Genomic DNA, 25,259 nt, shown 5'->3' with positions numbered 1-25,259 from the left:
ATGGCCCCCTTCGCCCCACCCGCCTCTCCGGACTCCCCCGCATGGAAATCAAGGTCAACTTCCTCGACAAGCTTCGCCTCGAAGCCAAGTTCGACGACTTCACGGTCATCGCCGACCAGCCCATCCGCTACAAGGGCGACGGCTCGGCGCCGGGGCCGTTTGACTACTTTCTGGCGTCGTCGGCGCTGTGTGCGGCGTACTTCGTGAAGCTGTACTGCGATGCGCGCGACATCCCGACCGAGCACATTCGCCTGTCGCAGAACAACATCGTCGACCCCGAGAACCGCTACAAGCAGACCATCAAGATTCAGGTGGAGCTGCCGGCGGATGTGTCGGAGAAGGATCGCGTGGGCATTCTGCGGTCCATCGACCGGTGCACGGTGAAGCGGGCGGTGCAGGTGGGGCCGGACTTCATCATCGAAGAGGTGGAAAACCTCGACGCCGATGCGCAGGCGCTGCTCACACTCACGCCGGATACGGATGCGAGCACCTTCATTGCCGGCAAGGATCTGCCGCTGGAGCAGACCATTGCCAACATGTCGGCCAACCTGGCGGCGCTGGGCATGAAGATCGAGATTGCATCTTGGCGCAACATCGTGCCCAACGTGTGGTCGCTGCACATTCGCGATGCGCACTCGCCGATGTGCTTCACCAACGGCAAGGGCGCGACCAAGGAGAGCGCGCTGGCCTCCGCCCTGGGCGAGTTCATCGAGCGGGCCAACTGCAACCACTTCTACAACGACCAGTACTGGGGCGAGGAGATTGCCAACGCGGCCTTCGTGCATTACCCGGAGGAGCGCTGGTTTGCGCCGAGCGCGGACGATGCGCTGCCGGACGATTTGCTGGATGAACACTGCCTGAGCGTATTCGACCCCGATGGCGAGCTGCGCGGCTCGCACCTGTACGACACCAACTCGGGCAACGTGGCGCGTGGCATCTGCGCGCTGCCGTATGTGCGCCAGCGCGACGGCGAGGTGGTCTACTTCCCCACCAACCTGATCGACAACCTGTACCTGAGCAACGGCATGAGCGCCGGCAACACGCTGGCCGAGGCGCAGGTGCAGTGCCTCTCCGAGATTTTCGAGCGGGCGGTGAAGCGCGAGATTCTGGAGGGCGAAATTGCGCTGCCGGACGTGCCGGCCGAGGTGCTGGCCAAGTACCCGAGCATCCAGGCAGGCATCGACGCGCTGGAGAAGCAGGGCTTTCCGGTGCTGGTGAAGGATGCGTCGCTGGGCGGGCAATACCCGGTGATGTGCGTGACGCTGATGAACCCGCGCACGGGCGGCGTGTTTGCGTCTTTCGGCGCGCACCCCAGCCTGGAAGTGGCGCTGGAGCGCAGCCTCACCGAGCTGCTGCAGGGCCGCAGCTTCGAGGGCCTGAACGATCTACCGCGGCCGACCTTCGAGAGCAACGCGGTGACGGAGCCCAACAACTTCGTCGAGCACTTCATCGATTCCAGCGGCGTGGTGTCGTGGCGCTTTTTCAGCGCGAAGGCGGATCACGAATTTGTGGAATGGGATTTCTCCGGCCACGGTGAGGAATCCAACGCGCAGGAAGCCGCCACGCTGCTGGGCATTCTCGAAGGCCTGGGCCACGAGGTGTACATGGCGGTGTATGACACCCTGGGCGCCACGGCCTGCCGCATTCTGGTGCCGGGCTACTCCGAGGTGTATCCGGTGGAAGACCTGATCTGGGACAACACCAACAAGGCGCTGCTCTTCCGCGAAGACATCCTCAACCTGCATCGCCTGGACGACGCCCAACTCGAAGCGCTGCTGGCGCGGCTGGAAGAGGCTGAGCTGGACGACTACACGGACATCATCACGCTGATCGGCATCGACTTTGACGAGAACACGGCGTGGGGCCAGCTGACGATTCTGGAGCTGAAGCTGCTCGTGCACCTCGCGCTGCGGCAGCTCGAAGAAGCCAAGGATCTGGTGGAAGCCTACCTGCAGTACAACGAGAACACGGTGGAACGCGGGCTGTTTTACCAGGCGCTCAACGTGGTGCTCGAAGTGGTGCTGGACGACGAGCTGGAACTGGCCGACTTTGAAGCCAACTTCCGCCGCATGTTCGGCGACGAGAAGATGGACGCCGCCATGGGCTCGGTGGACGGCAGCGTGCGCTTCTTCGGCCTGACGCCGACCAGCATGAAGCTGGAAGGCCTGGACCGCCACAAGCGCCGCATCGACAGCTACAAGAAGCTGCACGCGGCGCGCGCGAAGGTGGCCGGTATGGCGGGCTGAGTTTCGCGCTCAGCAAGCTGTCATTGCGCGAAGCGCAGCGACGAAGCAATCCCACGGCGTATCAAGCGGGCGAACACCTGAGATTGCTTCATTACGCTCGCAATGACAGCTACCTGCTGCCGCCTTACCTCTCGCACATCAACCCTTAAACAACCGACCACTCTCCCGTAGCCACCAGATGCGGTGACAACTCAGCCGGCGCACTCCAGCGCAACGGCATGGCGCCAGTGAGCCGACGCACGGCATGGATGCGGACACGCAGGAGGCGCAAGGCCCCGGCGTAGTGCGCAAGCTCCGGGCTGTCGTGGTCGATGGTGGCGGTGCCGGCGATCTGCAGCAGCTGACCACCGTCGAAATCCACAAACAGCAGGCCGACACGCGGGTTGAGCGCAATGTTGCCCAGCGTGTTGAAGAAGGTGTTGCCGGTGAAATCGGGAATGGTCAGCAGATCGGCGTCGGAATCCAGCGAGATGCGGACGAAGCCGGGCTTGCCGCCACGGTGCGAGACGTCCACTCCGTAGGCAATGGAGGCATCCGTGCTAGCGTCGGGGTGGGCGGTGGCGATGAAGAAGGTATCGGCACCAGCCACGATACGGCGGCCCTCGGCATCCAGCCTTGCGGTCTCAACGGCCTTGGCCGGCTGATGCGGCAGCTCGACGTGGTGTGCCTCGCGCGCCTGGATGTACTTGGGGCAGTTGCCGAAGCTCTCCAGCACCTGAATGGCAAAACCCGCTTCGCTCCCCTGCGAGACGACGCCGTTCACCCGGTTGCGGCGGCGGGTGTGCGCCTGCAAACCGAGCAGACCAACCGGCGCGCCACGGGTGAATGCACCGGCCAGCGCGTCTTGCGGCGTGGGCTGCGCGGCAATGCGCAGGGTCTGCGCGTCCGGCGTATCGACAAAGCCGGGAGGGCCGGCAAGCAGCGCGGCCCAGGGCTGACGCGCTGCATCCAGCCCGCCCGCGAGCATGAACGGCAGTTGCGCGAAGAGTTCGCGGTGCTGGTCGGGCATGTGGTCGCGAATGAGGCGCGGGCCCAGCTCGGCCATTTTGGCGGCCGCGCCCGCGCGGGTCTGCACCGCGACTTCACCGGCGTGAAAGCCTCGGGCGAGGCCAGCGGATGGGGTGGTGTCCGGTAGCGTGCTCATCGCAGCCCCGCCTCAGGCAGCGCCGCGCATCGGCACGAAGCCCGGCAGCGCTTCGATGCGTGCCAGCCATGCGCGCACGTTGGGGTAGGGTTGCAGCGACACGTGGCCGTCCGGCGCACGGGCAACGTAGGTGTAGTTGGCGATGTCCGCGAGCGTGGGCGCGTCACCCGCCAGCCACGGGCGGCGGGCCAGTTCGCCGTCCATCACGGCCAGCAGTTGCCCGGCACGGTTGATCGCATCGTCTGCATCCACCGGGGCGTTGAACAGCACTTTGGCGCGCGCACGCGCCGGGCCGAAGGCGAGCAAGCCCGCCGCAACCGACAGCCAGCGCTGCACTTCGGCCATGGCCTGCGGCGCCTCGGGCAGCCAGTCGATGGCCTGGCCGGCGCCGTACTTGCGCGCGAGATAAACGAGGATGGCATTTGCGTCGGCGATGACGAGCGGGCCGTCTTGCAGCACCGGCACTTGGCCGAAGGCATTCATCGTGAGGAACTCCGGCCGCTTCTGGGCGCCGCCGCGAAGGTCGACATCCACGCGTTCATACGGCAGGCCGAGCAGCGACAGGAACAGCTCCACGCGGTGGGCGTGGCCGGACAAGGCGAAGCCGTGCAGCGTGAGGGCCGGAGTGGGGTAATCGGGGTTGGAGGTCGAGGCGATCATGGTGTGCTCCCTGGTTGAGGTGGCCCATTCTTTTCGATCCGTGCACGCAAATAAATGACTGAAAATCACTAAACTCTTGCGAATAGTGGATGAATCGCGGGAGTACGCGGATGGACAAGCTCAAGGCCATGCAGATTGCCGTGGCGATTGCCGACGGCGGCAGCCTGACCGCCGCGGCCGAACAGCTCGACCTGTCGCTGCCTGCCGTGGTGCGCACGCTGGCCGCACTGGAGGCGCAGCTGGGCGTGCGCCTGTTCAACCGCACGACGCGCCGCCTGTGGATGACCGACGAGGGCCGGCAATACGTGGAGAACGGCCGGCGCATCCTGGCCGACATCGCGGACGTGGAAACCCTGCTGGTGAGCGGTGCGGTCGAGCCCAGCGGTTCGATCACGGTCACCGCTCCGGTGATGTTCGGCACGCTGCACGTGGCGCCGGCAGTGACGCGCTTTGTGCAGCAGTTCGAGAAGATGCGGGTCAGCCTGCAGTTGCACGACCGGGTGGTGAACCTGCTCGACGAGCACATTGATGTCGGTGTGCGCATCGGGGTGCTGGAAGACCAGTCGCTCGTCGGGCGGGAAGTGGGCCATTTGCGCCGTATCGTGGTGGCGTCGCCCGACTATTTGCGCCGCCACGGTACGCCCACGCATCCGCGCGATCTGCTCAAGCATTCGTGCGTGTGCTTCACGCGCAGCACCACGTCGTGGTGGCATTTCGCCGAGGGCGGAAAGACGTTCTCTGTGCCGGCATCAGGCCGACTCGAATTCAACCAGATCGCCCCGGCAATCGACGCCTGCATGGCTGGCCAGGGGCCGGGCATGTTCGTCTCGTATCAGGTTGCGGATGCGCTCGCGTGCGGCGAACTGCAGGCCCTGCTGGAAGACTTTGAACTGCCGCCCTTGCCGGTACATGTGGTGTATCCGCATGCGCGGCTGCTGCCGGCGCGCACGCGTGCTTTCATCGACTGGATCACGCAGGAGCTGCGCGAGCAGAACCACGGCGGCTCTGCCCGTTGAGCATGGCGCTCAGCCCTGCTCCCGCTGCAGTTCATACGCCTGCAGATGCGTGAGCGCGAAGCGCAGCAGCGGCACGGCCACATCACTCGCTTCTGCACGCCGCACCATGTCGCCGATGACGTGCTCGGCCTCGGTGCGGCCGCCGCCCTCCAGATCACGCAGCATCGAGGCCTTGAGCGGCGAGCCGCTTTCCGTGAGCGTGTTGCGGTAGGTTTCGAGTTGCTCGGCTTCCGGCCGATGACCGATGGTGGCGGCGACCGCCAGACACTCTTCCAGCAGGCCCAGCACCGTAGCCTTGCCGTGTGCGGTTTCGAGAATGGTGCCGATGCTGGCGCGCAAGGATGTGGTGGCGGCTGCGAGCGTGGCGAGGAAAACCCACTTGTCCCACATGCGGGCTTCGATGTCTGGCGATTCGGTGAAGGCAATGCCGCAGCCGGCCAGCCCCTGCAGGCGCGCATGGACTTCATCCGCCAGCGCCGCATCGCGCGGGCCGGCAAAGATGCGCTGCAGCTTGTTGAGGTGGTGGATGCTGCCGTCCGGCGCCAGCGTGGTGGAGATGTGCGCCACGCCGCCCATCACGGCCGAGCGGCCGAAGCGCGCGTCGAGCCGATCCATATGCGCCATGCCGTTGAGTAGCGGCAACACCATCGCACCACCCTCCACCGCTGGGGCGATGGCGTCCATCGCGGCGTCCAGGTCGTAAGCCTTGCACGAGAGCATGACCAGGCCGTACGCGCCGGGCGTGGCACTGACCGAGGTGACGGCGTTGACCGGGCAATGCGCATCACCCAGCGGGCTTTTCACCACCAGACCATTGCGGCGCAGCAGCTCCGCCCGCGCCGGACGCACGAGAAAATCGACCTCCACGCCGGACTGGATCAGGCGTGCGCCGTAGTACCCGCCGATGCCGCCGGCGCCGAGAATCAGGGTTTTCATGTGTGATATCCGCCATCGCCGCGCCAGGGTGGCGCGCGTTCATTGCAGAGCATTGTGGTGGGCGTGGCGCGTGCTGGGCTGAATCATGCTGTCGCCGCCCTTGCCGGGATTCAGCCGCCGATCGTGGTCGGACTTGGCAGGCGCGGCAACGCGGAGGAAGCTGACCGGGCGCTTGGCTCTATACTCGCCGCAAGACTTTGCGTTCGGCATAACAGACCGCCATGGCACTCGTTACCGTTGAGACCTGCACCGGCCCCATCGAGGCCCATCTTGCCAAGGGGCGCCTGGAGGCAGAGGGCATTCCGGCTTTCGTAGTGAATGAGCACCACGTGTGGGCGAACTGGACGCTCTCTCATGCGCTGGGCGGTGTGCGGATTCAAGTGGCATCGAGCGACGCCGAGAACGCCCGCAGCATTCTGCAGGCCCACGCTTCGGGCGAGTTTGAGGCTGACCTGAAGGAAGCGTTTCCCGATCTGGAAGACGCGCAGTGCCCGCAATGTCACTCAAAGGAGTTCAGCAGCCGCATGCCGCTCGGCATGCTCGCCATAGCGCTGCTGACCCTTGGCGCAATCAGCGTGATCTTTCCGGTCCGGCGAGACCGCCACACGTGCAAGGCATGTGGCACAAAGTGGCGTGGGTAGCCGACCAAGCCTGTCTTGATTTCTTGCGCTGAACGGCAATCCCACCGAAACGACTCGCGCTATTGCAGCGTACCCACATTCACCTTCGCCGCCATGCGCCGATCCGCGTAATCCAGCCCGAGATCGGACAAGGTCTTGAGCAGCGCGAATACCATCAGCATGACCACGCCACCGCCCAGCGAACCGGCCAGGATGATGCCCAAGTGCATGGGCAGCACGCGCAGATAGGGCAGGAACATCAGCGCCCCGAGGTTGGGCCGGCCCTGCAGATCGGCAGCGTGCTGGGCGGCGAAGGTTTCGCGCTGCGACAGCACGAAGGACAGGCCGCAGCCGAGCAACGCGATGATTTCCAGCGGTGCGGTGACCGCATGCTGCACGAGCAGGAAGCCGAGATAGGCCAGGTGGAAGATGCCGTAGTGCAGGACGAAGAAGCGCGCGGTGGAGCGCTTGCCGGCTTCGTCTTCCGGCACGCGGCGGCCGTTGGAGGTGAAGCCTTCGGTGCTGAACGCGTCTAGCGACAGCATGCGCCGCCGGGCGTAGAAGCCGACGATGACGCTCTGGATCCAGTACGGCCACATCAGCCAGCCGACATCCCAACCGAAGGCGATGGCCAGCGCGAGCGTGGCGGCATTGGCGAGGATCAAGTTGCGGGCGGACGGGCTCATGTGGAGCGGCTCTGCGCTGGTCGATGCGGGCATTGTAGTGCGATGGCATGACGTCGGGCTGTTGCCCGGCCGCATGAAAAAGCGCCGGCTCCATTTCGGAAGCCGGCGCTGGTGTGCTGTGCGGCGCAAGGCCGCGTGTGGCTCAGGTGCCGAGCGCTTCGCCGAACATGGCCAGCATCAGCAGCAACAGCATGGGGTCGACCTGCTGGCCGTTGAAGGTGAGCACGTCGCCGGTGAAACCGACATCCGACGTGATGCTGTCATCGGTGACCGTGACATAGGGCAGCTCGCGCATGCCGGCCAACCATTCGGCGTAGCGCGCGTCGCCGATGTCGCTCACGGCTGCGGGGTCGAGACCATGACCCTTGTGCTCGGCTTCAGCAGCCAGATGGAACAGCTGCTTGACCGCATCCAGCCGCGCTGTGAGGCCGCCCTGCACTTTCAGGCGCTCGGGCAGTTCAAGCCAGTTGACCGGCGAGATGGCGGGCACGGTGAGCGACAGTTCCAGATTGCTGCGGATGTCGTCTTCCTGCAGCACGCTCAGACCAGCGTGGTCGATGGACAGCACGGGGGTGCCGACGAAGGTGGCGTCGGCGGCCATCATCAGGGCCTGCTGCACGTCCTGATCCGTAGCCTGCGGCGGCACCTTGGCGTTGAGCCCGGCAAGCTCGACGAGCCGACTCAGCGAAGGGCCATCCATGCCCTTGATCGACGTCACCAGACGGCCGCCACCCAGCTGGGTCTGCCCCCACAGCATGGGGCCCAGCTTGATGGTGATGGTCTGATCAAGCAGCGGGCCGCGACGGGTGGTGTCGGAATCGAGGCTCACGAAGTCGGTGCGTACGTTCACGGCTTCGCTGATGGTGTCGATGTTGCTGGCGTGCAGGCTGGAGGTGCCGCTCCACAACTGCGGCCAGTCTTCGAGCAGATCCGCTTCGGCGCGCACGTTGCCGACGCGCAGGCTGGCCGGGCGTTCGCCCATGGTCTCCACGTTGAAGGAGCGCAGCGTCATGTTGCCTTTCAGGCTCGGGCGCGGTCCCTCGGCGGTGGTGACGAGGTCGAGCAGGGCATCAGCCAGCAGATGCTCGGCGCGCAGGACACCGTCGTGGCTCGAGAACTCGAAGCCGTCCAGCCCGGTATTGAAGGTGCCGGTCCAGTCCACGCCAACGCGTTCCAGTTCGCCCTGCAGGCGCAGGCCGTTGAAGGCCAGACGTGCGGCCTCTTCCACCGGCGCGGCGGTCTCGATCAAGGCCGCTTCCACGCCGTAGTTGAAATCGAGCCAGCTCAACGAGGAGTCGAACTGTGCCCAGCCGTTGGCGCCCTTGAGGCGCGCCGTGCCGCGTGTATCCAGGCCGTCGTTGAGTACCAGCGGGCCTTCGTGCTCCAGCCACGCAAAGTCGGCGCGCACCGAGCGGTCGAAGTGAACCCGCAGCTTCACGTCGAGCAGGGACTTGTCGGCGTCCAGCCCCGGAAGTGCGGCACGCAGCGCGACCGGCACCTCGGCACGACCATCGCCCGCGGCGAGAGCAATGCCGTTGCCCACCCACGGTCCGTGACGCACCACCACTTCGCCACGCGCATTGCGCACGCCGCCCCACTCCGCCATGGCCAGCATGCTGTCGGCCGGCGGGATGTAGTCGAAGTCATAACGCAGCACGCCGTCGAACAAGCGCGCCTCGTAGTCGAGGCGGTTCACGGTCACGCCTTCCTGCTGCGCAAGCGCTTCGGAGAAACGTTCGGTCTCGGACACGATCACGCGCCCGATCACGAACGCCGCCAGGACGTACACCACCACCAGCACGGCCAGGGCCGTGGCGATGCGCAGAACATTCTTCATTGAAAACTCCGAGGGGTGAGAGGCAACACGCCGGCAAGCAAGTCCAGCTGGCGATTCAGAACATTGGGATTGTGCGGCCACACGCGCCGGCTGGGAAGGGCATCATCCCAAACGGGCAACCTTCTCGCGCGTGTCGTCCAGGTGACGCGCCAGGGCTGGCAGACACTGCGTGCGCCAGTCGGCAGAAAAGCGCGGATCTGCGCGCATGCGATCCAGCCATGCGCCCGCCAGCGTACCGGCTCGGCGCCAGACTTCGGCAGGGACTTCCGGGGGCAGACGCGCGGCGGGCACGTGGTCAGGCAGCCCGCCTCCACTGCGCGGCGCAAGCGCCATAGGCAACATGTCATAGGCCGGCGCAAGCGAATACGGACGGCCGTGCTCGGCCACGAACGACAGATTGCCGTTGTGCATGTCGGTGTTGCCGATGAGCGTACCGAACGCATACAGCAGCGCCGCGCCGGCAACGGCCTCGGACGTGATGGTGCCCTGCTCCGCAAGCCGGGCCGTCAGTACGGGCCACGGCGCACTGCCGCCCCCGACGAATTCGGCTTCGACGGCCATGAGCGAGTGCAGGGCGCGCCGACCGCGCTCGCCGACACGGTCGAAGCGCTCGACCTCCAGAAAACGTCGGCCGTCCAGGTCGATCAGCCGCGACACCACCGCCTCGATGGCTGCCTCGCGCAGTACCTCAGCCGCAAGATGCTCCGCCGCCAACAGATCGCGCCAACGCCGGGTGACCGGGTTGGCGCCGGCTGCCGTGAACTTCACCAGCAAATGCCGACCGGCATACGCCACGAACTTTGGCTGCTCGCCGCCGGCCGACGAGCCCGGCACGTCGCCACGCTCCGCAGCGGCTGCCAACTCCGGGTAACGGGCTTGCTCCACCGCTACCGGCGTCGGGGCCTCGATGAATTGCTCGCGTGCGATGTCGCCAAGCAGGATGTTGCCGACCACGTCGTGCCCGTACGCCACCAGAGCACGCAGGATATGGGTGTCCGACCATTCATTGAGCCGTGTCGGCAAGCCCAGCGCGACCGCATGATGTTCCGCATAGGCCCGACCCAGAAATCCCTGGGGGCGCATATCGCACAACCACCACGGCAAGCCTTCACTGTGCAGGGTTTCACCATTCTCCTGCCGCATGACAAAGCCCTGCGCACGCACCGCAATCAACACGCCCAGACGCTGCAATGCGCCATCGATACGCACGCGATAGACCGGAATGTCGCCCAGGCCCCGACCCGAATCACGCAGCGCATAACGAACACCGCGCCCCTCGACGATGCGCACGACCTCGTCCGCCAGCGCCGCAAGGGCACGCGAAACCGTCGGCTGGCTGAGACCCAGCCGGTCGACGAGTTGGCGTGCCGTCAACGGTCCCCTGCCAAGAGCAAGACGAAGAGCATCCGCGTGTACAGACATGGCCGTGAATAGCCTTGTGAATAACGATGTGAATAAGTTTGTGAATAGTAACTCAAGAAAATTGGAAGCGCGAAATGGATGCGGAGAAACCGCCAGACGTTTCCAGGAAGAGGTTTTTCTGGCCCGACCCGCAACACCCCGTAATCACAAGCGGCACTCGACGGGCGCAGAATGTAGGCTCGTGTGGGCGCACGCCCGGAGCATCAAGGCGCGCGGCTCGCCCGTACAACTCATCACGGAGGACCAGGCACATGAAGTTTCTCGGCATTGCAGGAAGTCTTCGCCCGACATCCACCAACAAGGGCCTGCTGCGCGCGGCAGCGGCCAATCTGCCGGACGGCGTGACGATGGAGATCGCCGAGCTGAGCGACATCCCGTTCTACGTTCAGGACGAACCGCAGAAGCCGGCTGCGGTAGAACGCGTGCTGGCGCAGATGGAAGCGGCCGATGCGCTGGTGTTCGGCTGCCCGGAGTACAACTACTCCTTGGCGCCGGCGCTGAAGAACATCATCGACTGGGCCTCACGCGTACCGGACAACGCCCTGCTGGCCGGCAAGCCGGTCGCCATCATGGGCGCCGGCGGCGGCATGGGCACCTCGCGTTCGCAATATCACCTGCGGCAGGTGTGCGTGGCCCTGGACATGCGCGCGCTGAACAAGCCCGAAGTGTTTTCCAATGCGTTCAAGGCCTTTGACGACCAGGGCAACCTGACCGACGAAAAGCTCATCAGCCTCATCGCCAAACAGATGCAGGCACTGGCCGCTCGCGTGGCCGAAAAATCTTAGTGGGTCGCCCAAGGCAAGTGCCTGCGTGGCACGCGCCTTGGGAGCATGGCAGTCGGGGCCGTTACCAGAGCTTGACGCAATGCCCCTCGACGACGAAGTCGGAAGGCGTGTCGCCCGCGGCAGACGGCGCGTCCTCGATGGACACGGCCAGACGCGTGACCTTGGCCAGCAGCTCTTCGGACGTGCCGTCCATCTCGAACACGGTCTGGCCTTCGGGCTGCACGGTGCCCAGCGGGAAGGCCGCAGCATTGTCCGGCAGAGCCCACAGCTGCAGCACCTTGCCATCCGGCACGGCAACCGGCCGCTTGACGCTGACAAACATGTGGCGGCCATGGCGCGAAGAACTGGCCAGCACGGTGGGAACGCCGGCCTCATCGAGCAGGATGCCGACGTAGCCCTTGGTGGGCACTTCAGCCTGCGGCGGCAGCACAGCGTCGATGCCCGGCGGATACAGGCGCAGCGTTGCGACCACGGCGAACACGCCAAAGGCAAAACCGAAGGCCGGCTGCCACCAGCGGCGCGAGCGCTGTGCGGAAGGCCTGGCGCCGTCGAGGCGGCGTTCAATGCCCTGCCACAACTGCGGCGAGGGCGCGACCGGCTCAACCACTTGCGCGAGCGCGCCGGTGCGCGCTTCCCAGGCCAGTACCGCGGCATCGGCGGCCGGCAGCGTACGGCGCAGGCGCGTGAAACGGCGGCGCGCACGGCTGCTCAGCGTGCCGAACACGTATGCGGCGGCGAGCTTGTCGAGGAGTTCGGGCTTGTCGTAGTTCATGCCAGCGCCTCCAGGCAACGGCGCAGGCGATCGATGCCGCGCCGCAACCAGACCTTGACGCTGCCCAGCGGCGCGCCAAGGTGACCGGCCAGTTCGGAGTGCGACAGCCCGTGGTAATAGGCCAGCGCCAGGCACTGGCGCTGCGGACCGTCGATGGCGTCCAGGCAGCCGCGGATGTGCAAGGTATCCGCAGCCTGTTCGAGCAGATTGAGCGGGCCGGGCTTGTCGTCTTCAAGGCCGGCGAGGCGTTCGTCCGCATCACCGCTGGAGCCGTCTTCCACGGCATCGCGGTCACGCCCGCGCAGCAGATCGAGCGCGCGGTTGCGCACAATGGCAGTCAGCCACGTCATGGGCTGGCTGGCATGCGGCGAATAGCTTGCGGCGCGATGCCAGACGGAAACAAAGGCGTCCTGCAATACGTCTTCGGCCTGTTCGCGACGGCGCAGCAGGCGCAGGGCCACGCCAAGCAGCGTCGGCGCGCAGACGTCATACAGCTCACGAAAGGCCTGGCGGTCGCCAAGGGAAACCCGCGACAGCAAGAGCTGCAGGTCGGGGGCGTCAGAAGATCGGGACATCGGGTATTCGGGCTCCGCTACGCGAGGCCCGAATGTGACGTGCGCACATGCATACGTCAAGCCGCGGATCGCCGGGGAATGCATTCGTCACCCCCGGCGACCGTCAGCAATCAGTAGCCGTAGCTCGAGCTGCTCTTGGAAGCAGCAGCGGCCTTGCCCATGCTCACGACGTGCCACACGCCGCCCTGGCCGTCACCCTTGGCATCGCCCGGCGCGGTGTCCGGCGTGTAGTAGTACAGCGGCATGGACTTGTAGGCCCACTGCTTGCCGCCGTCCTTGCGCGTCACGATGCTGAAGCCTTCCTTGGCGGTGGCACCTTCCTTGGCCATGAACGGCGGCCACACGGCGGCGCAACCGTCGTAGCAGTTGCTCTGGTCGGCGCTGTCCTTGTCGAAGATGTAGAGGGTACGGCCATTGGCGTCGGCCATCATGCCGTTGCTCTGGGTGACGGACTGCGCAAACGCGAACGGGGTAGCGCACAGCATGGCAACGGCAGCGAGGGTCTTGAGTTTCATGATGTTCTCCTTGGAATGTCGAATACGAGCACACGCTCGAAGACATATACGAAGGGGAACCGCGATTGGAGACAGGGGGCAGCAAAATATTTTTGCCGCCCCCTGAAATTCGCGTCAGCGCGCGTCGGTGACCGAGGCCGTGAGGGTAGTGCCGGCCTCGACGCTCGCAGTGCGCGGTGCATTCCAGCCGCCGCCCAAGGCGCGGATCAGCGACACCACAGTGCGGGCGCGTTCGGCATCCAGACGCACGCGGGCGCGTTGCTGCGTCAGCGCGCTGCGGTCGGCCTCGATGACGTCGAGGTAGCTCACCGCGCCTTCGCGGTATTGCACGCGCGACAACTCCACGGCGCGGTCGGCGGCGGCCACGGCGGTGTCCTGCGCACGGGTTTGCTCACTCAGGATGCGCAGGCCGGCGAGGCCGTCTTCGACTTCGCGGAAGGCGTTGAGCACGGTCTGGCGGTAGAGCGCGACGTCCTCTTCCCACACCGCCCAGGCACGATCCACCCCGGCGCGGCGACGGCCGCCGTCGAAGATCGGCAACGACAGCAAGGTGCCGGCCACCGGACCGAGCAGGAAGGTACGGCTGCTCCACTGGAACAGGTCGCCCAGCTCGCCCGATTCGAAACCGGCGGCACCGGTCAGCGTCAGGCTCGGGAAGAAGGCCGCACGCGCGACGCCAATGCGGGCATTTGCGGCGGCCATGGCGCGCTCGGCCGCGGCGATGTCCGGGCGGCGCTCCAGCAGCTCCGACGGCAGACCGGCCGGCACGCTGACGGTGATGCGCTGCAGCGGCTGCGGCGCGAAGCGGAAATCCGCCGGACTGAGGCCAAGCAACAAGGCCAGCGCGTGCTCGGCAACCGCGCGCTGACGCTGCACGCCGAGCGACTCGGACTGCGCCGTGGCCAGCTCGGTGCGGCTGCGCGCCACGTCCAGCTCGCCGATGAAACCCTCGGCAAAGCGGCGCTCCATCAGGCGCAGGCCTTCGGCGCGCAACGCCACGGTGTTGGCAAAGATGGCCTGCTCGGCGTCGAGTTCGCGCAGCTGGAAATAGGTGTGCGCGACGTCGGCCTGCAGCGCCAGCAACACCGAGCGGAACAACGCCTCGTCACGTTGCAGGCTGGCACTGGCGGCGGACACGCTGTTGGCTACGCGACCGAACACGTCGATCTCATACGACAGGCCGAGCTGGGCGCGCCACAGCGTGCTCGGGTCGGTGTCGGCATCCTCCGGCAGGCCTTGCGAGGCCGGCGACGGACGCTGACGCGTCGGGCCGAAACCGCCATCCACCGTGGGGAAACGGTCGGCCCGCGCAGTGCGCTGCACGGCACGCGACTGCTGCAGACGGGCCGCGGCGGCGCGCAGATCCTGGTTGGCGTCAAGCGCGGCGGCTTGCAGGGCGTCGAGCACCGGGTCATCAAAGACCTTCCACCACTCGCCGCGCGCGGCGGCTTCGGCCGGCTCGGCGGTTTTCCACTTGCCGGCCTCGCCGGCCGCCAGCGGTTCGGCGTGGCGGAAGGCGGTGGGCGTGGCAACTGCGGGCACTTCGTACTTCGGCGCCAGCGAGCAGCCGGCGAGCACCAGCACGCTGGCGAACACCAGGGGGAGCCGGGATTCAAACATCATCATGCGGATTCCTTTCAATTCGCGGAGTTCGGCGCAACGTGCGGCACGGTCAGCGGAGCCTCGTGCGGCGCGGCCGAATGCAGCGGACGGGCGCCGGCCAGCGTGCGCAACAGGGCGTAGAACACCGGCGTGAGGAATAGGCCGAAGAAGGTCACGCCGATCATGCCGAAGAACACCGCGATGCCCATGGCCTGACGCATCTCCGAGCCTGCGCCGGACGACAGCACCAGCGGCACCACACCCATGATGAAAGCGATGGACGTCATCAGGATCGGACGCAGACGCAGGCGGCTGGCCTCAATGGCGGCGGGAATCGGCTTCATGCCCTGCATCTCCAGCTCGCGGGCGAACTCGACAATCAGGATGGCGTTCTTGCACGCCAGCCCCACCAGCACCATCAGACCGATCTGCGTGAACAGGTTGTTGTCTCCGCCGGTGGCCCACACCCCGGCGAGCGCGGCGAGGATGCCCATCGGCACGATCAGGATCACCGCCAGCGGCAGGCGCAGGCTCTCGTACTGCGCGGCAAGCACCAGGAAGACCAGCAGCACCGACAACGGGAAGACCCAGATGCCCGCGTTGCCGGCGAGGATCTTCTGGTAAGTGAGGTCCGTCCATTCAAAGCGGATACCGCGCGGCAAGGTCTCGTTGGCAATACGCTCGGCCGCGGCTTCGGCCTGGCTGGACGAATAGCCCGGTGCCGGCCCGCCGTTGATGTCGGCCGAGTTGTAGCCGTTGTAGCGCACCACCATCTCCGGCCCGAAGCCCGGCGTGACGCGCACCAGCGACGACAACGGCACCATGTCGCCATTGGCGTTGCGGGTCTTGAGCTGGCCGATGTCTTCCGGCCGGTCACGGAACTCGGCATCCGCCTGGGCACGCACCTGATACACACGGCCGAAGCGGTTGAAGTCGTTCACGTACAGCGAGCCCAGATAGACCTGCATGGTGTCGAACACCTCGGTCACCGGCACGCCGAGCTGACGCGCCTTGACGCGGTCCAGATCGACGTCGAGCTGCGGCACGTTCACCTGGTAGTTGGTGAACATCGGCCCCAGTTCCGGTGCCTTCTGCGCGGCGGCGAGGAAGGCCTGCGTGGCCGCTTCGAGTTCGGCATAGCCGAGCGCGCCGCGGTCCTGGATCTGCAGCTTGAAGCCGCCCATGGTGCCCAGCCCCATCACCGGCGGCGGCGGGAACACGGCGATGAAAGCCTCCTGGATGCCGGCGTACTGCGCATTGAGCGCCCCGGCAATCTCATTGGCCGACATGCCCTCACCCTTGCGCTCGGAGAACGGCTTGAGCGTGGCGAACACGATGCCGGCGCTGGAGCTGTTGGTGAAGCCGTTGATCGACAGGCCGGGGAAGGCCACGGCGCTTTCCACGCCAGGATGCTTGAGCGTGATGTCGCCCATCTGGCGAATGACCGCGTCGGTACGCTCCAGCGAAGCGCCCGGCGGCAGTTGCGCGAAGCCGATCAGGTATTGCTTGTCCTGCGCCGGCACGAAGCCGCCCGGCAGGATGTAGGCCAGACCGGCGGTCGCGCCCAGCAACAGCACATACACCACCATGCTGCGGCCCTTGCGTGCGATGACACTGGTGACGCCGCGACCATAGCTCTCGGAAGCACGCCCGAAGAAACGGTTGAAGCGCGCGAAGAAGCCGCCGAAGACGCGGTTCATGCCGCGCGTCAGTGCATCGGGCGGCGCATCGTGACCGCGCAGCAGCATGGCGGACAGCGCCGGCGACAGGGTCAGCGAGTTGAAGGCCGAGATCACCGTGGAGATCGCGATGGTCATCGCGAACTGCTTGTAGAACTGGCCGGTGAGGCCGGTCATGAAGGCCAGCGGCACGAACACCGCGACCAGCGTCAGACTGATCGCGATGATCGGCCCGCTGACTTCGCGCATGGCGCGGTAGGTGGCGTCGCGCGGACTGAGCCCGGCCTCGATGTTGCGCTCGACGTTCTCGACCACGACGATGGCGTCATCCACCACGATGCCGATGGCCAGCACCATGCCGAACAGCGACAGCGCGTTGATCGAGTAGCCGAACATGTGCATCAGCGAGAAGGTGCCGATGATAGACACCGGTACCGCCAGCAGCGGGATGATCGACGCGCGCCAGGTCTGCAGGAAGATGATGACGACCAGCACCACCAGCGCCACGGCTTCGAGCAGCGTCAGGATGACGGCCTTGATGCTGGCGCGCACGAACTGCGTGGGGTCGTAGACGATGCGGTATTCGATGGACGACGGGAAATCGCGTGCCAGCGCGTCCATGGTCTGACGGACGCGGTCGGACACATCCAGCGCGTTGGCGTCGGGCGTCTGGAAGATCGGGATGGCGACTGCCGGCTTGTTGTCGAGCAGTGAGCGCAGACCGTATTCGGAAGCCGCCAGCTCGATGCGGGCGACGTCGCCCAGGCGCGTGACGGCGCCGTTCGGCGCGGTCTTGAGGATGATCTCGGCAAACTCTTCCTCGGTCTGCAAACGGCCGCGGGTGTTGACGGACAGCTGCAGCGGCACGTCGATGCCGGTCGGCGACGCACCGATGACACCGGCCGCGACCTGCACGTTCTGCTCGCGAATGGCCGCCACCACATCACTCGCCGTCAGCTCGCGCTGGGCGACCTTGGTCGGGTCCAGCCACACGCGCATGGCGTAGTCGCCCGAACCGAACAGACGCACCTCGCCCACGCCTTCCAGCCGCGCCAGACGATCCTTGACGTTGATGACCGCGTAGTTGCGCAGATAGGTCATGTCATAACGGTCGTCCGGCGAGGTGAGGTGCACCACCATGGTCATGGTGGGCGAACTCTTGGCCGTGGTCACACCGAGACGCTGGACGTCTTCAGGCAGGCGCGGCATGGCCTGCGCAACGCGGTTTTGCACCAGCTGCTGGGCCTTGTCCGGGTCCATGCCGAGGTTGAAGTGCACGGTCACGGCCAGGTTGCCGTCGCTGTTGGCCTGCGACTGCATGTACAGCATGTTCTCGACGCCGTTGATCGACTCTTCGAGCGGCGCGGCGACAGTTTCAGCGATGACCTTGGGGTTGGCGCCGGGGAACTGGGCACGCACCACGACCGACGGCGGCACGACTTCGGGGTACTCGGAGATCGGCAGCTGGAACATCGAGATCGCGCCGGCCAGCACGATCAGGATCGACAGCACGCCCGCGAAGATCGGGCGGTCGATGAAGAATTTGGAGATGTTCATGTGCGGATGCGCCCTTCATCCGAGCCGGCCACCTTGCCGGTGGTCGACTTCGGCTCGGCCGGCGCGGCGGCCGAGCCGCCCATCGGCACATCCTGCGGCGCCACCAGCGCGCCAGGGCGCACGCGGTGCAGGCCATTGACGACGATGCGCTCGCCCTCTTGCAGACCGCTTTCGATCACGCGCAGGCCGTCAATGACCGGACCAGGCTGAACCTCGCGGTAATGCACGCGGCCTTCGGTATCGACGACCAGCACGAAGCGCTTGTTCTGGTCGGTGCCGATGGCGCGTTCATCCACCAGCGTGGCAATGCGCTCCTCGGCGCCGCCCAGACGCACGCGGGCGTACAGGCCGGGCAGCAGCATGCCGTCGGCGTTGTCGAACACGGCACGCACGCGGATGGTGCCGGAGGCCGGGTCGAGGCGGTTGTCCACGGAGTCGACGATGCCGACGCGCGGATAGCCTTCCTCGTCGGCCAGACCAAGCAGCACCGGAATGCGGCTGCCTCGCACCAGCGCGCCGTGGATGTGTTGCAGGTAGCTCTGCTCGTCCACCTCGAACGAGGCGTACAGCGTGGCCACCGACACCAGCGTAGTCAGCGGCGCCGAGCCGGTACCGGCCGACACCAGGTTGCCCAGCGTGACTTCGGCACGCGACACGCGGCCGGCCACCGGCGCGGTGATGCGCGTGTGCGACAGATCCAGACGCGCCGCAGTGCGCTCGGCACGCGCCGCCAGCAGTTCGGCTGCGGCTTCACGCGCGGCATTCACGCGCTGGTCATGGTCACGCCGCGCAATGGCGTTGTCGGCGATCAGGCGCTTGCTGCGCTCCAGTTCGGACGCGGTATAGGCGGCACGCGCCTCGGCGGCAGTCACGCGCGCTTCGGCACGCTCGGCCGCCGCCTCGTAGGGGCGCGGGTCGATCGTGAACAGCGGCGCACCGGCTTCGACCAGACTGCCGTCGCGGAAATGCACTTCGGTGATGGTGCCGGACACCTGCGGGCGGATGGCCACGTAGTCGACCGCTTCAAGCCGGCCGGAATAGTCCTGCCAGTCGATGATGCCGCGATGGACCACGGTGGCCACGTCCACCGGCGTGGCCTGTGGTGCGGCGCCTGCCGCGGGGTCGGCCACAGCATGAACGCGGAAGGCGCCCACCGCGGCAATCACCGCAATGGTCGCGGCAGAAAGCGCGATGACAAGACGCTTGCGTGTGAGTGACATATCAATAATCCCTGACAATGAATTCGGAATACGCCGCCCATGACGGCGGGGTCGGGGCGAATGTTGAGTCTTTTAGTTGGTTAAATAAATACCGATAATTTGGTAACACTGTTCGCCCATGGAGAACAATCTGCACCGACAACCGACCAGGCCCCTGCCGCCGAACGGGCTCCGGGCGACGCCGCCGGGACGCCGCGCGGCAGTGAAGCATCCCGCAGCGAGCAGACCGGAACGAGAGGCAAACCGGCCGATTCCCTGACATTCCGGCCAATTCAAGGCCCTTGCAGCCCGGCGGCAACTGCTCCGCACACGCCGCAGCAGAACATGCGTATGTGACAGCACTGCGCTCGCCGCTCAGCGCTCGCTCCGAGATCAAGAGTCGCCGCGGTAAGGCGCTGCCCGCTGGACTTTGATCGGCGTATATTTGCAATTCACGAACGAACTCGACCGAATTGAACGGTCTGTTCGCTCAAGACGAACAATTTCCGGAGTTCAGCCATGGATCGCTTCCAGGCCATGCAGGTGTTCACTCGGGTGGTCGAGGTGAACAGCTTCACGCAGGCCGCCGACAGCCTCGGCATGCCGCGTGCCACGGTCACAACCACCATTCAGGCGCTGGAGCGGCGCCTGAAGGTGCGTCTGCTCAACCGAACCACGCGCAAGATCAGCCTGACGCCGGACGGCGCGGCCTACTACGAGCGTTGTCTGCGCATCCTGGCGGACGTGGAGGAAGCCGAGGCGACCTTCTCCGAGAGCGCGCGCGGGCCGTCGGGCCGTTTGCGCATCGACGTCCCGACCTCCGTGGGCCGGCTGATCCTGATGCCGATGCTGTGCGATTTCCACACGCAGTACCCGGAGATCGACCTGGTAATCGGCATGACCGACCGGCCGGTGGACATGGTGCAGGAGGCGGTGGATTGCGTGATCCGCATCGGCGAGCTGAAGGATCCGAACATGGTGGCGCGACGCATCGGCATGCTGCAGTTCGTTACCTGCGCCGCGCCACGCTACCTCGAGCTCCATGGCGAGCCCAAGACCATCGACGAGCTCGCCGACCACAAGGCGGTGCACTACTTCGCATCCCGCACCGGGCAGGTTTTTGACTGGGATTTCGTCATCGACGGCAAGGCCGTGGCGGTGAAGATGAACGGTGCCGTGGCGGTGAACGACAGCGACGCCTACCTGGCCTGCGGCCTGCAGGGCTTCGGCATGCTGCAGGCGCCGAGCTTCATGGTGCAGGAGCATCTTCAGTCGGGCGCGCTGGTGGAAGTGATTTCGCAGTGGAAGCCGGTCCCGCTCCCGATGTCGGTCGTGTATCTGCAGAACCGGCATCTGTCGCCGAAGGTGCGCGCCTTCGTGGATTGGGTCAGCGAGCTGTTCAGCAGTTGTCCGCTGATGACCAACAGCCCGGCGCTGGACCGCGGCGAATGCCGCTTCGCCGGCGCCAAGGCCGCCGCGGGCGGCTTCACCGTGCGCGACTTCGTCGATCAGCAGAACACCGCCGAGAGCCTGCTCTGAGAGGAAGTCGGCGACTCCGGTGCAGTACCATTCCGGCTTGATCGGACAGCGCGCAAGGCCGGGCATGGCAAAGGCGGCGGTAAACGAGGTTTCCACAGAGCGCGAGTCGGGTCGGGGCGGAGCCCGACAGGGCGCCTTCGCCGCGCTGCTGGTGCTCGCGCTGATGCTGACGATGACCGCAGCCCATGCAGCGTCCTGCCTCGCGAGTGCCAGCGCCGAGAGCGCTTCGCCGAATGGGGTGTTCGTGCTCCAGCCCAGCGCGGCAGCGCAAACCATCGAAGAGGTCGCGGCGATGCCGCCCGAGGCATTCGACGCCCTGGCCGGCAAGCGCTCACGGATCAGCGCTGACGGTCCGCTCTGGTTGCGAATCTGCCTCCCCGACGGCGCGCGCGATCACGTGCTCGCCATCCTGCCGTCGTACCTGCAACAGGCCACGCTCTACACGCCGGCCGCACAAGGCTTCAAGGTGCGCACCCGTCTGCGCTATGACGTCTCCAGACCGGACGACGTGGATTACCGCTCAACGGCCTTTCTGCTGTCGCCGACGGAGGCCCCCGGCGCACCGTGGTTCCTCGAGCTGCACAGCGTGCGCACGATGACGCCGGAGATCATGCTGCTCGATACGACCGAATGGTCGCGCTTTGTCGCCCGCGACTACGCCTTGTTTGGGCTGTATCTCGGCATGCTGCTGCTGGCTGCCACGATCAATCTGCTGTTCTGGCTGCACCAGCGTGACCGCATTCACCTGCGTTATGCGTGCGCGATTCTGGCCATTGCGGCCTTCAGCTCCATCGTCAGCGGCTATCTGCCGCAATGGCTCTCGGGCATGCCCCCGTGGCTGAACGAATCGCTCGCCTCGGCGAGCTTTTCCGCCAGCGCCGGGCTGCTGACGCTGTTTCTGCTCGACGCCTTCCGCATGCGTCTGTACTACCCGCTGCTGTATCGGGTGGGGCAGGTGAGCATTGTGGCTTTCGCCGTCCTCGGGCTGCTTGCGGCACTGCACATCGACCTCGGCTTTTCGCCCTATCGCACCATGCTGCGGATGTCGCTGGTGTGCATCGTGCTGGGCAGCGTGATGACGCTCCATGCAATCTGGCGGCATCGCAGCGTGCGCATCTATGCCATCGCGTTGCTGCCGCTGTTGCTTGGATTGCTGGCCAACCCGTTGGCACAGCGCATGCAGGCGCTCTCCCCGGTAATCTCCGACGAATTGCCGCGCCTGGGCGCGCTGGTGCATCTGATTCTGCTCAACATTGTTTTGGCCCGCCGTGCGCAGCGCAGCGAACGTCTGCGCCATCGCGCCCAGGCCGCAGCACTGCGCGCGGCGCAGGCTCACGAGCGCGAACTCCAACAACGCATCGAAGATCGCACGCTCGAACTGCGCACCGCCAACCTGCAACTGATGCACGAAATTGACGAGCGCACCGCCGCCCAGCTGCGCGTGCGCGAGACATTGGAAGGCGAGCGACGCACCGCGCACCGTGAGCGTCAGTTGCTGGCCATGCTGTCGCACGAACTGCGCACCCCGCTGACCGTCATCGACACCGCCGCACAGTCGCTGGCCAGCGGTTTGCGCGAAGTGCCGCCGCTGTTCACCAAGCGTATCGAGCGCATCCGCCACAGCGTCTCAAGGCTCAGCAGTCTGACGCACAACATGCTCACCCGCGACCGCCTGTCGGCGCCGTCGCGGCTGTACCTGCGCACCCATGACCTGCGCACCACACTGAACAGTTGCCTGACCCCGGGCGAGGCGGCCCAGCGCGTCCGCGTGCACGTCCCGGACGAGCCTGTGCTCGTCACCGTAGACCCCGCGCTGATCGACATCGCAGTGTCGAATCTGGTCGGCAACGCGCTCAAGTATTCGCCCTCCGACCAGCCCGTCGACCTCCGCCTGTACACCTCGCCCGACGAGGTAATCATCGAAGTCAGCGACCGCGGCGCCGGCATCCCTGAAGATGCGCGCGAGTTGCTGTTTGATCGCTACTTTCGCGTCGATGCGGAGCTGCAGCCGGACGGCACCGGGCTGGGGCTGTACCTGACCCGCGAGATCGCGCGCCGGCACGGCGGCGACGTGGAGCTGGCGCCTCCGCGCGAAGACGGCGGTTCGACCTTTCTGCTGTACCTGCCGCGCGATGCGACGCCCGACACTGGCGGCGGCGTCACATGAAACCGACTCTGCACTGCAATGCCTTTGCGATCGGCCTGATGTGCTGCGGACTGGCGAGTGCCGCAGACCTCGCCGTCGAAACCACTTTGCCGGCCGTCACCGTGCAGCCGGCAGGTGAGCCAAGCAGCGACACCCCGTCGACCACACGCATCGACAGCGAGGCTTTTGCCGACACGCCTGCGCCCTCGGCAGCCGATCTGTCCGCGCACGCGGTATCGCTTCAGCTCACGCGTCCCGACAACCGCAACACCGGCATCTTCGTGCGCGGCCTGGGCACCACGTCGTTCAACGACGGCCTGTCGGGCAGCGTCGGCGTGACGATGGACGGCGTTGCTCTGGGCCGCCAGGGCATGTTCCCGAAGCGGCTGTACGACATCGAATCGGTCGACGTCCAGCGCACCCCGTCACTGGCCGGCCCCGGCCCGGCGACGAGCGCCGGGGCAGTGCATCTGCGCACGCGCGCCCCACAATGGCATGACGAAGCCGAACTGCGCATGCAGCGCGGCACGCACGGCTTCGAGAGTTACGAAACGGTGGTGGGCGGCACGCTGATCGACGGTGTGCTCGCCGGACGCTTCTCGGCCTACTCGCAGCGCCGCTCGGGCCTGGTGCACAACCGCACTTCGGGCCAGGACATCAACAACGAAAGCCACAATGGCCTGCGCGGGCAGTTGCTGTGGCAGCCCGATGCGCCGGTGCGCGCACGGCTGACGGTCGAGCGCAACCGACTCGACGAGAACTGCTGCGCCTATATCGCCACACGCTACAGCCCCGCGACCCTGGCCCGCGCCGCCGCGCTCGGTCACACGCTGCCGCCGGCCGATCCGCGGCAGCGTACCGTGGCGCAGGACGGCAGCAACCGCACCCAGATGGATCAGGACGCCGCCACACTACAGCTGGAGTTCGATCTGCCCGGCGGGCAACGGCTGGTCAGCACCACCGGCTGGCGCAACTGGCGTTATGACACGCGCTACGACCTCGACAGCATTGATCTGGCAATCGCGCCGATCGGCACCTGGAACGTCGATCACGAGCAGTGGAGCCAGGAGTTGCGCCTGGAGGGCGAACTGGCGCCGACGCTGGACTACCGCGTGGGCGCCTATTACCTGCGCGAATCCCGCACGCGCAATGGCCGCCTGACTTACGGTCCGGACGCAGCGCGCTGGTTTACGGTGGGCGCGCCGCTGCCACCGATTTCACCCGAGGTGCTGGCCAACATCCTGGACGGCGCGACGGTGAGCTCTCCGGGCCGGCAGACCGCCACAACCCGCTCGCTGTTCGGCCAGCTCGATTGGGCTGTGCGCGACGACCTCGATGTAAGCGGCATCCTGCGCTACAGCCGGGACCGCAAGAGCGCCTCGCGCGGACGACAGATCAGCGGCCTGCAACCCGTTCCGCCCGTTCCGGCGCTGGTCACGCTGGCCGAACAGCTACGCGGCCTGCTGCTCGGCGCGGAAACCGCTGGCCGCGCCGGGCTACGCGACAACAGCCTCGATGGCGCACTGCGTGCAAGTTTCCGTCCGCGGCCCCGCATGCAGCTCGATTTCGGGGCCTCCACCGGCTACAAGCCCGGCGGCATCAACTCCGAGCCGGTCAGTGACCCGGTCTCCCCGACTTTCGACGCGGAACACAGCGTGAGTCTGGAAGCCAGCCTCACGCTTGCCCTGCAGCGCAACGGCCACTTGCGGATGACGCTGTTCCAGACCGACATCCGCGACTACCAGACGCGGTCCTACAACCCGGAGTCCTCCCCGCTGATTCCGCTGATGAACAATCTCATCAACGTCGAGCATGTCCGCTCGCGCGGTGTCGAGGTGGAGTCGGCCTTCGATCTCTCGCAAACCCTGCGCCTCGCGCTCGGCGCGGCCTACAACGACGCGCGCTACGTGGACTTCGACAACGCGCCCTGCCCGCCCGGCTCCGGTACGCTGTACTGCGACTTCAGCGGCAAGCAGATGGCCCAGGCGCCGCGCTGGACGGCCTTTGCGAGACTGAGCCACGAACATCCGCTGAGCAACGGACAGAGTTTCCACGCCGGCTTGAACTACCACTGGCGCAGCGGCTATTACGGCAACACCGAACGTGGTAACGGCAGCTACGTCGACGCACGCGGCCTGGTCGACGCCCACGTCGGGCTGCGCGACCGCCACTGGGATCTGACACTGTGGGTGCGCAACCTCACCGACCACCAGCACACCACCGCCACCTACGCACTCAATGGCGGCGGGGACTACGGCGTATTGATCGGCGAGCCACGCATGCTCGGCCTGAGCCTGACACTGCGCATGTAGTTCCGCCTCAG

19 protein-coding genes are annotated in these 25,259 nt (G+C 66.3%); 7 read left to right on the top strand and 12 right to left on the bottom strand.

What is annotated here, in order from left to right; translation table 11 throughout:
* Positions 1-41: 41 nt before the first annotated feature.
* Entirely contained in the window at positions 42-2,246 is a 2,205-nt protein-coding gene (locus AC6H0R_RS07820) for an OsmC domain/YcaO domain-containing protein (RefSeq protein ID WP_497580798.1), read from the top strand.
* A 145-nt stretch (positions 2,247-2,391) separates the two neighbouring features.
* On the opposite strand, the gene AC6H0R_RS07815 is transcribed toward AC6H0R_RS07820, so the two are convergent.
* Both AC6H0R_RS07815 and AC6H0R_RS07810 read right to left on the bottom strand, forming a co-directional pair.
* Complete coding sequence (locus tag AC6H0R_RS07815) at positions 2,392-3,390, bottom strand: pyridoxamine 5'-phosphate oxidase family protein (RefSeq protein ID WP_497580797.1); 999 nt, start codon at positions 3,388-3,390, stop codon at positions 2,392-2,394.
* Positions 3,391-3,402: 12 nt separating this feature from the next.
* Positions 3,403-4,050: a glutathione S-transferase family protein gene (locus tag AC6H0R_RS07810; protein WP_497580796.1), complete on the bottom strand. Its 648-nt coding sequence runs from the start codon at positions 4,048-4,050 to the stop codon at positions 3,403-3,405.
* A gap of 110 nt (positions 4,051-4,160) precedes the next feature.
* Here AC6H0R_RS07810 and AC6H0R_RS07805 point away from each other — a divergent pair, with 110 nt between their 5' ends.
* Positions 4,161-5,066 (top strand): LysR family transcriptional regulator, encoded by a 906-nt coding sequence (locus AC6H0R_RS07805; protein WP_497580795.1) that lies wholly within the window; start codon positions 4,161-4,163, stop codon positions 5,064-5,066.
* Positions 5,067-5,075: 9 nt separating this feature from the next.
* Here the strand turns inward: AC6H0R_RS07805 and AC6H0R_RS07800 are convergent, their stop codons facing one another.
* A complete protein-coding gene (locus tag AC6H0R_RS07800) occupies positions 5,076-6,002 on the bottom strand; it encodes a ketopantoate reductase family protein (protein WP_497580794.1) in 927 nt (308 codons plus the stop codon).
* A gap of 221 nt (positions 6,003-6,223) precedes the next feature.
* On the opposite strand from AC6H0R_RS07800, the gene AC6H0R_RS07795 reads away from it, so the two are divergent.
* The gene (locus AC6H0R_RS07795) at positions 6,224-6,643 is read left to right on the top strand and encodes a putative signal transducing protein (RefSeq protein WP_497580793.1); all 420 of its coding nucleotides are present in this window, start codon (positions 6,224-6,226) and stop codon (positions 6,641-6,643) included.
* A gap of 59 nt (positions 6,644-6,702) precedes the next feature.
* On the opposite strand, the gene AC6H0R_RS07790 is transcribed toward AC6H0R_RS07795, so the two are convergent.
* The 3 genes from AC6H0R_RS07790 to yjjJ form a co-directional block, all read right to left on the bottom strand.
* Complete coding sequence (locus AC6H0R_RS07790; protein ID WP_497580792.1) at positions 6,703-7,308, bottom strand: DUF6498-containing protein; 606 nt, start codon at positions 7,306-7,308, stop codon at positions 6,703-6,705.
* A gap of 142 nt (positions 7,309-7,450) precedes the next feature.
* Positions 7,451-9,145: a DUF945 family protein gene (locus tag AC6H0R_RS07785; protein ID WP_497580791.1), complete on the bottom strand. Its 1,695-nt coding sequence runs from the start codon at positions 9,143-9,145 to the stop codon at positions 7,451-7,453.
* 102 nt (positions 9,146-9,247) lie between these two features.
* Positions 9,248-10,567 (bottom strand): type II toxin-antitoxin system HipA family toxin YjjJ, encoded by a 1,320-nt coding sequence (yjjJ, locus tag AC6H0R_RS07780; RefSeq protein WP_497580790.1) that lies wholly within the window; start codon positions 10,565-10,567, stop codon positions 9,248-9,250.
* A 251-nt stretch (positions 10,568-10,818) separates the two neighbouring features.
* Here yjjJ and AC6H0R_RS07775 point away from each other — a divergent pair, with 251 nt between their 5' ends.
* The gene (locus tag AC6H0R_RS07775; RefSeq protein ID WP_497580789.1) at positions 10,819-11,352 is read left to right on the top strand and encodes an NADPH-dependent FMN reductase; all 534 of its coding nucleotides are present in this window, start codon (positions 10,819-10,821) and stop codon (positions 11,350-11,352) included.
* A 61-nt stretch (positions 11,353-11,413) separates the two neighbouring features.
* Here the strand turns inward: AC6H0R_RS07775 and AC6H0R_RS07770 are convergent, their stop codons facing one another.
* The 6 genes from AC6H0R_RS07770 to AC6H0R_RS07745 all read right to left on the bottom strand — a co-directional run bounded on the left by AC6H0R_RS07770 (position 11,414) and on the right by AC6H0R_RS07745 (position 19,272).
* Positions 11,414-12,124 (bottom strand): anti-sigma factor, encoded by a 711-nt coding sequence (locus AC6H0R_RS07770; protein ID WP_497580788.1) that lies wholly within the window; start codon positions 12,122-12,124, stop codon positions 11,414-11,416.
* Complete coding sequence (locus AC6H0R_RS07765; RefSeq protein WP_497580787.1) at positions 12,121-12,699, bottom strand: sigma-70 family RNA polymerase sigma factor; 579 nt, start codon at positions 12,697-12,699, stop codon at positions 12,121-12,123. Before AC6H0R_RS07765 ends, AC6H0R_RS07770 begins: the two co-directional genes overlap by 4 nt.
* A 110-nt stretch (positions 12,700-12,809) precedes the next feature.
* Positions 12,810-13,214, bottom strand: coding sequence for a COG4315 family predicted lipoprotein (locus AC6H0R_RS07760; protein WP_497580786.1), 405 nt, complete (start codon positions 13,212-13,214; stop codon positions 12,810-12,812).
* A 114-nt stretch (positions 13,215-13,328) separates the two neighbouring features.
* A complete protein-coding gene (locus AC6H0R_RS07755) occupies positions 13,329-14,837 on the bottom strand; it encodes an efflux transporter outer membrane subunit (RefSeq protein ID WP_497580785.1) in 1,509 nt (502 codons plus the stop codon).
* Positions 14,838-14,851: 14 nt separating this feature from the next.
* A complete protein-coding gene (locus AC6H0R_RS07750; RefSeq protein ID WP_497580784.1) occupies positions 14,852-18,052 on the bottom strand; it encodes an efflux RND transporter permease subunit in 3,201 nt (1,066 codons plus the stop codon).
* On the bottom strand, positions 18,049-19,272 hold the full coding sequence (locus AC6H0R_RS07745; RefSeq protein ID WP_497580783.1) for an efflux RND transporter periplasmic adaptor subunit: 1,224 nt from the start codon (positions 19,270-19,272) through the stop codon (positions 18,049-18,051). The genes AC6H0R_RS07750 and AC6H0R_RS07745 overlap by 4 nt, the downstream gene beginning before the upstream one ends.
* 498 nt (positions 19,273-19,770) lie before the next feature.
* Here AC6H0R_RS07745 and AC6H0R_RS07740 point away from each other — a divergent pair, with 498 nt between their 5' ends.
* Genes AC6H0R_RS07740 through AC6H0R_RS07730 form a run of 3 tightly spaced genes read left to right on the top strand, consistent with a single transcriptional unit; the run spans position 19,771 to position 25,248 of the window.
* Positions 19,771-20,790: a LysR family transcriptional regulator gene (locus AC6H0R_RS07740; RefSeq protein ID WP_497580782.1), complete on the top strand. Its 1,020-nt coding sequence runs from the start codon at positions 19,771-19,773 to the stop codon at positions 20,788-20,790.
* Between the two features lie 19 nt (positions 20,791-20,809).
* Positions 20,810-22,957, top strand: a complete 2,148-nt coding sequence (locus AC6H0R_RS07735; protein ID WP_497580781.1) for a sensor histidine kinase — start codon at positions 20,810-20,812, stop codon at positions 22,955-22,957.
* Positions 22,954-25,248 carry a TonB-dependent receptor gene (locus tag AC6H0R_RS07730; RefSeq protein ID WP_497580780.1) on the top strand — a complete coding sequence of 765 codons (2,295 nt, stop codon included), beginning with the start codon at positions 22,954-22,956 and terminating at the stop codon, positions 25,246-25,248. Before AC6H0R_RS07735 ends, AC6H0R_RS07730 begins: the two co-directional genes overlap by 4 nt.
* Positions 25,249-25,259 lie beyond the last annotated feature (11 nt).

It is taken from the genome of Pseudazoarcus sp. NS36 (assembly GCF_059703705.1).
Note: the sequence above shows the minus strand (reverse complement) of the source record. Positions and strands in the feature narration are given on the sequence as shown.

What these genes read in the sequence shown, in the direction of transcription:
- AC6H0R_RS07820 (WP_497580798.1), top strand. Translation starts at nt 42, where the DNA reads ATGGAAATCAAGGTCAACTTCCTCGACAAGCTTCGCCTCGAAGCCAAG.
- AC6H0R_RS07815 (WP_497580797.1), bottom strand. Translation starts at nt 3,390, where the DNA reads ATGAGCACGCTACCGGACACCACCCCATCCGCTGGCCTCGCCCGAGGC.
- AC6H0R_RS07810 (WP_497580796.1), bottom strand. Translation starts at nt 4,050, where the DNA reads ATGATCGCCTCGACCTCCAACCCCGATTACCCCACTCCGGCCCTCACG.
- AC6H0R_RS07805 (WP_497580795.1), top strand. Translation starts at nt 4,161, where the DNA reads ATGGACAAGCTCAAGGCCATGCAGATTGCCGTGGCGATTGCCGACGGC.
- AC6H0R_RS07800 (WP_497580794.1), bottom strand. Translation starts at nt 6,002, where the DNA reads ATGAAAACCCTGATTCTCGGCGCCGGCGGCATCGGCGGGTACTACGGC.
- AC6H0R_RS07795 (WP_497580793.1), top strand. Translation starts at nt 6,224, where the DNA reads ATGGCACTCGTTACCGTTGAGACCTGCACCGGCCCCATCGAGGCCCAT.
- AC6H0R_RS07790 (WP_497580792.1), bottom strand. Translation starts at nt 7,308, where the DNA reads ATGAGCCCGTCCGCCCGCAACTTGATCCTCGCCAATGCCGCCACGCTC.
- AC6H0R_RS07785 (WP_497580791.1), bottom strand. Translation starts at nt 9,145, where the DNA reads ATGAAGAATGTTCTGCGCATCGCCACGGCCCTGGCCGTGCTGGTGGTG.
- yjjJ (WP_497580790.1), bottom strand. Translation starts at nt 10,567, where the DNA reads ATGTCTGTACACGCGGATGCTCTTCGTCTTGCTCTTGGCAGGGGACCG.
- AC6H0R_RS07775 (WP_497580789.1), top strand. Translation starts at nt 10,819, where the DNA reads ATGAAGTTTCTCGGCATTGCAGGAAGTCTTCGCCCGACATCCACCAAC.
- AC6H0R_RS07770 (WP_497580788.1), bottom strand. Translation starts at nt 12,124, where the DNA reads ATGAACTACGACAAGCCCGAACTCCTCGACAAGCTCGCCGCCGCATAC.
- AC6H0R_RS07765 (WP_497580787.1), bottom strand. Translation starts at nt 12,699, where the DNA reads ATGTCCCGATCTTCTGACGCCCCCGACCTGCAGCTCTTGCTGTCGCGG.
- AC6H0R_RS07760 (WP_497580786.1), bottom strand. Translation starts at nt 13,214, where the DNA reads ATGAAACTCAAGACCCTCGCTGCCGTTGCCATGCTGTGCGCTACCCCG.
- AC6H0R_RS07755 (WP_497580785.1), bottom strand. Translation starts at nt 14,837, where the DNA reads ATGATGTTTGAATCCCGGCTCCCCCTGGTGTTCGCCAGCGTGCTGGTG.
- AC6H0R_RS07750 (WP_497580784.1), bottom strand. Translation starts at nt 18,052, where the DNA reads ATGAACATCTCCAAATTCTTCATCGACCGCCCGATCTTCGCGGGCGTG.
- AC6H0R_RS07745 (WP_497580783.1), bottom strand. Translation starts at nt 19,272, where the DNA reads ATGTCACTCACACGCAAGCGTCTTGTCATCGCGCTTTCTGCCGCGACC.
- AC6H0R_RS07740 (WP_497580782.1), top strand. Translation starts at nt 19,771, where the DNA reads ATGGATCGCTTCCAGGCCATGCAGGTGTTCACTCGGGTGGTCGAGGTG.
- AC6H0R_RS07730 (WP_497580780.1), top strand. Translation starts at nt 22,954, where the DNA reads ATGAAACCGACTCTGCACTGCAATGCCTTTGCGATCGGCCTGATGTGC.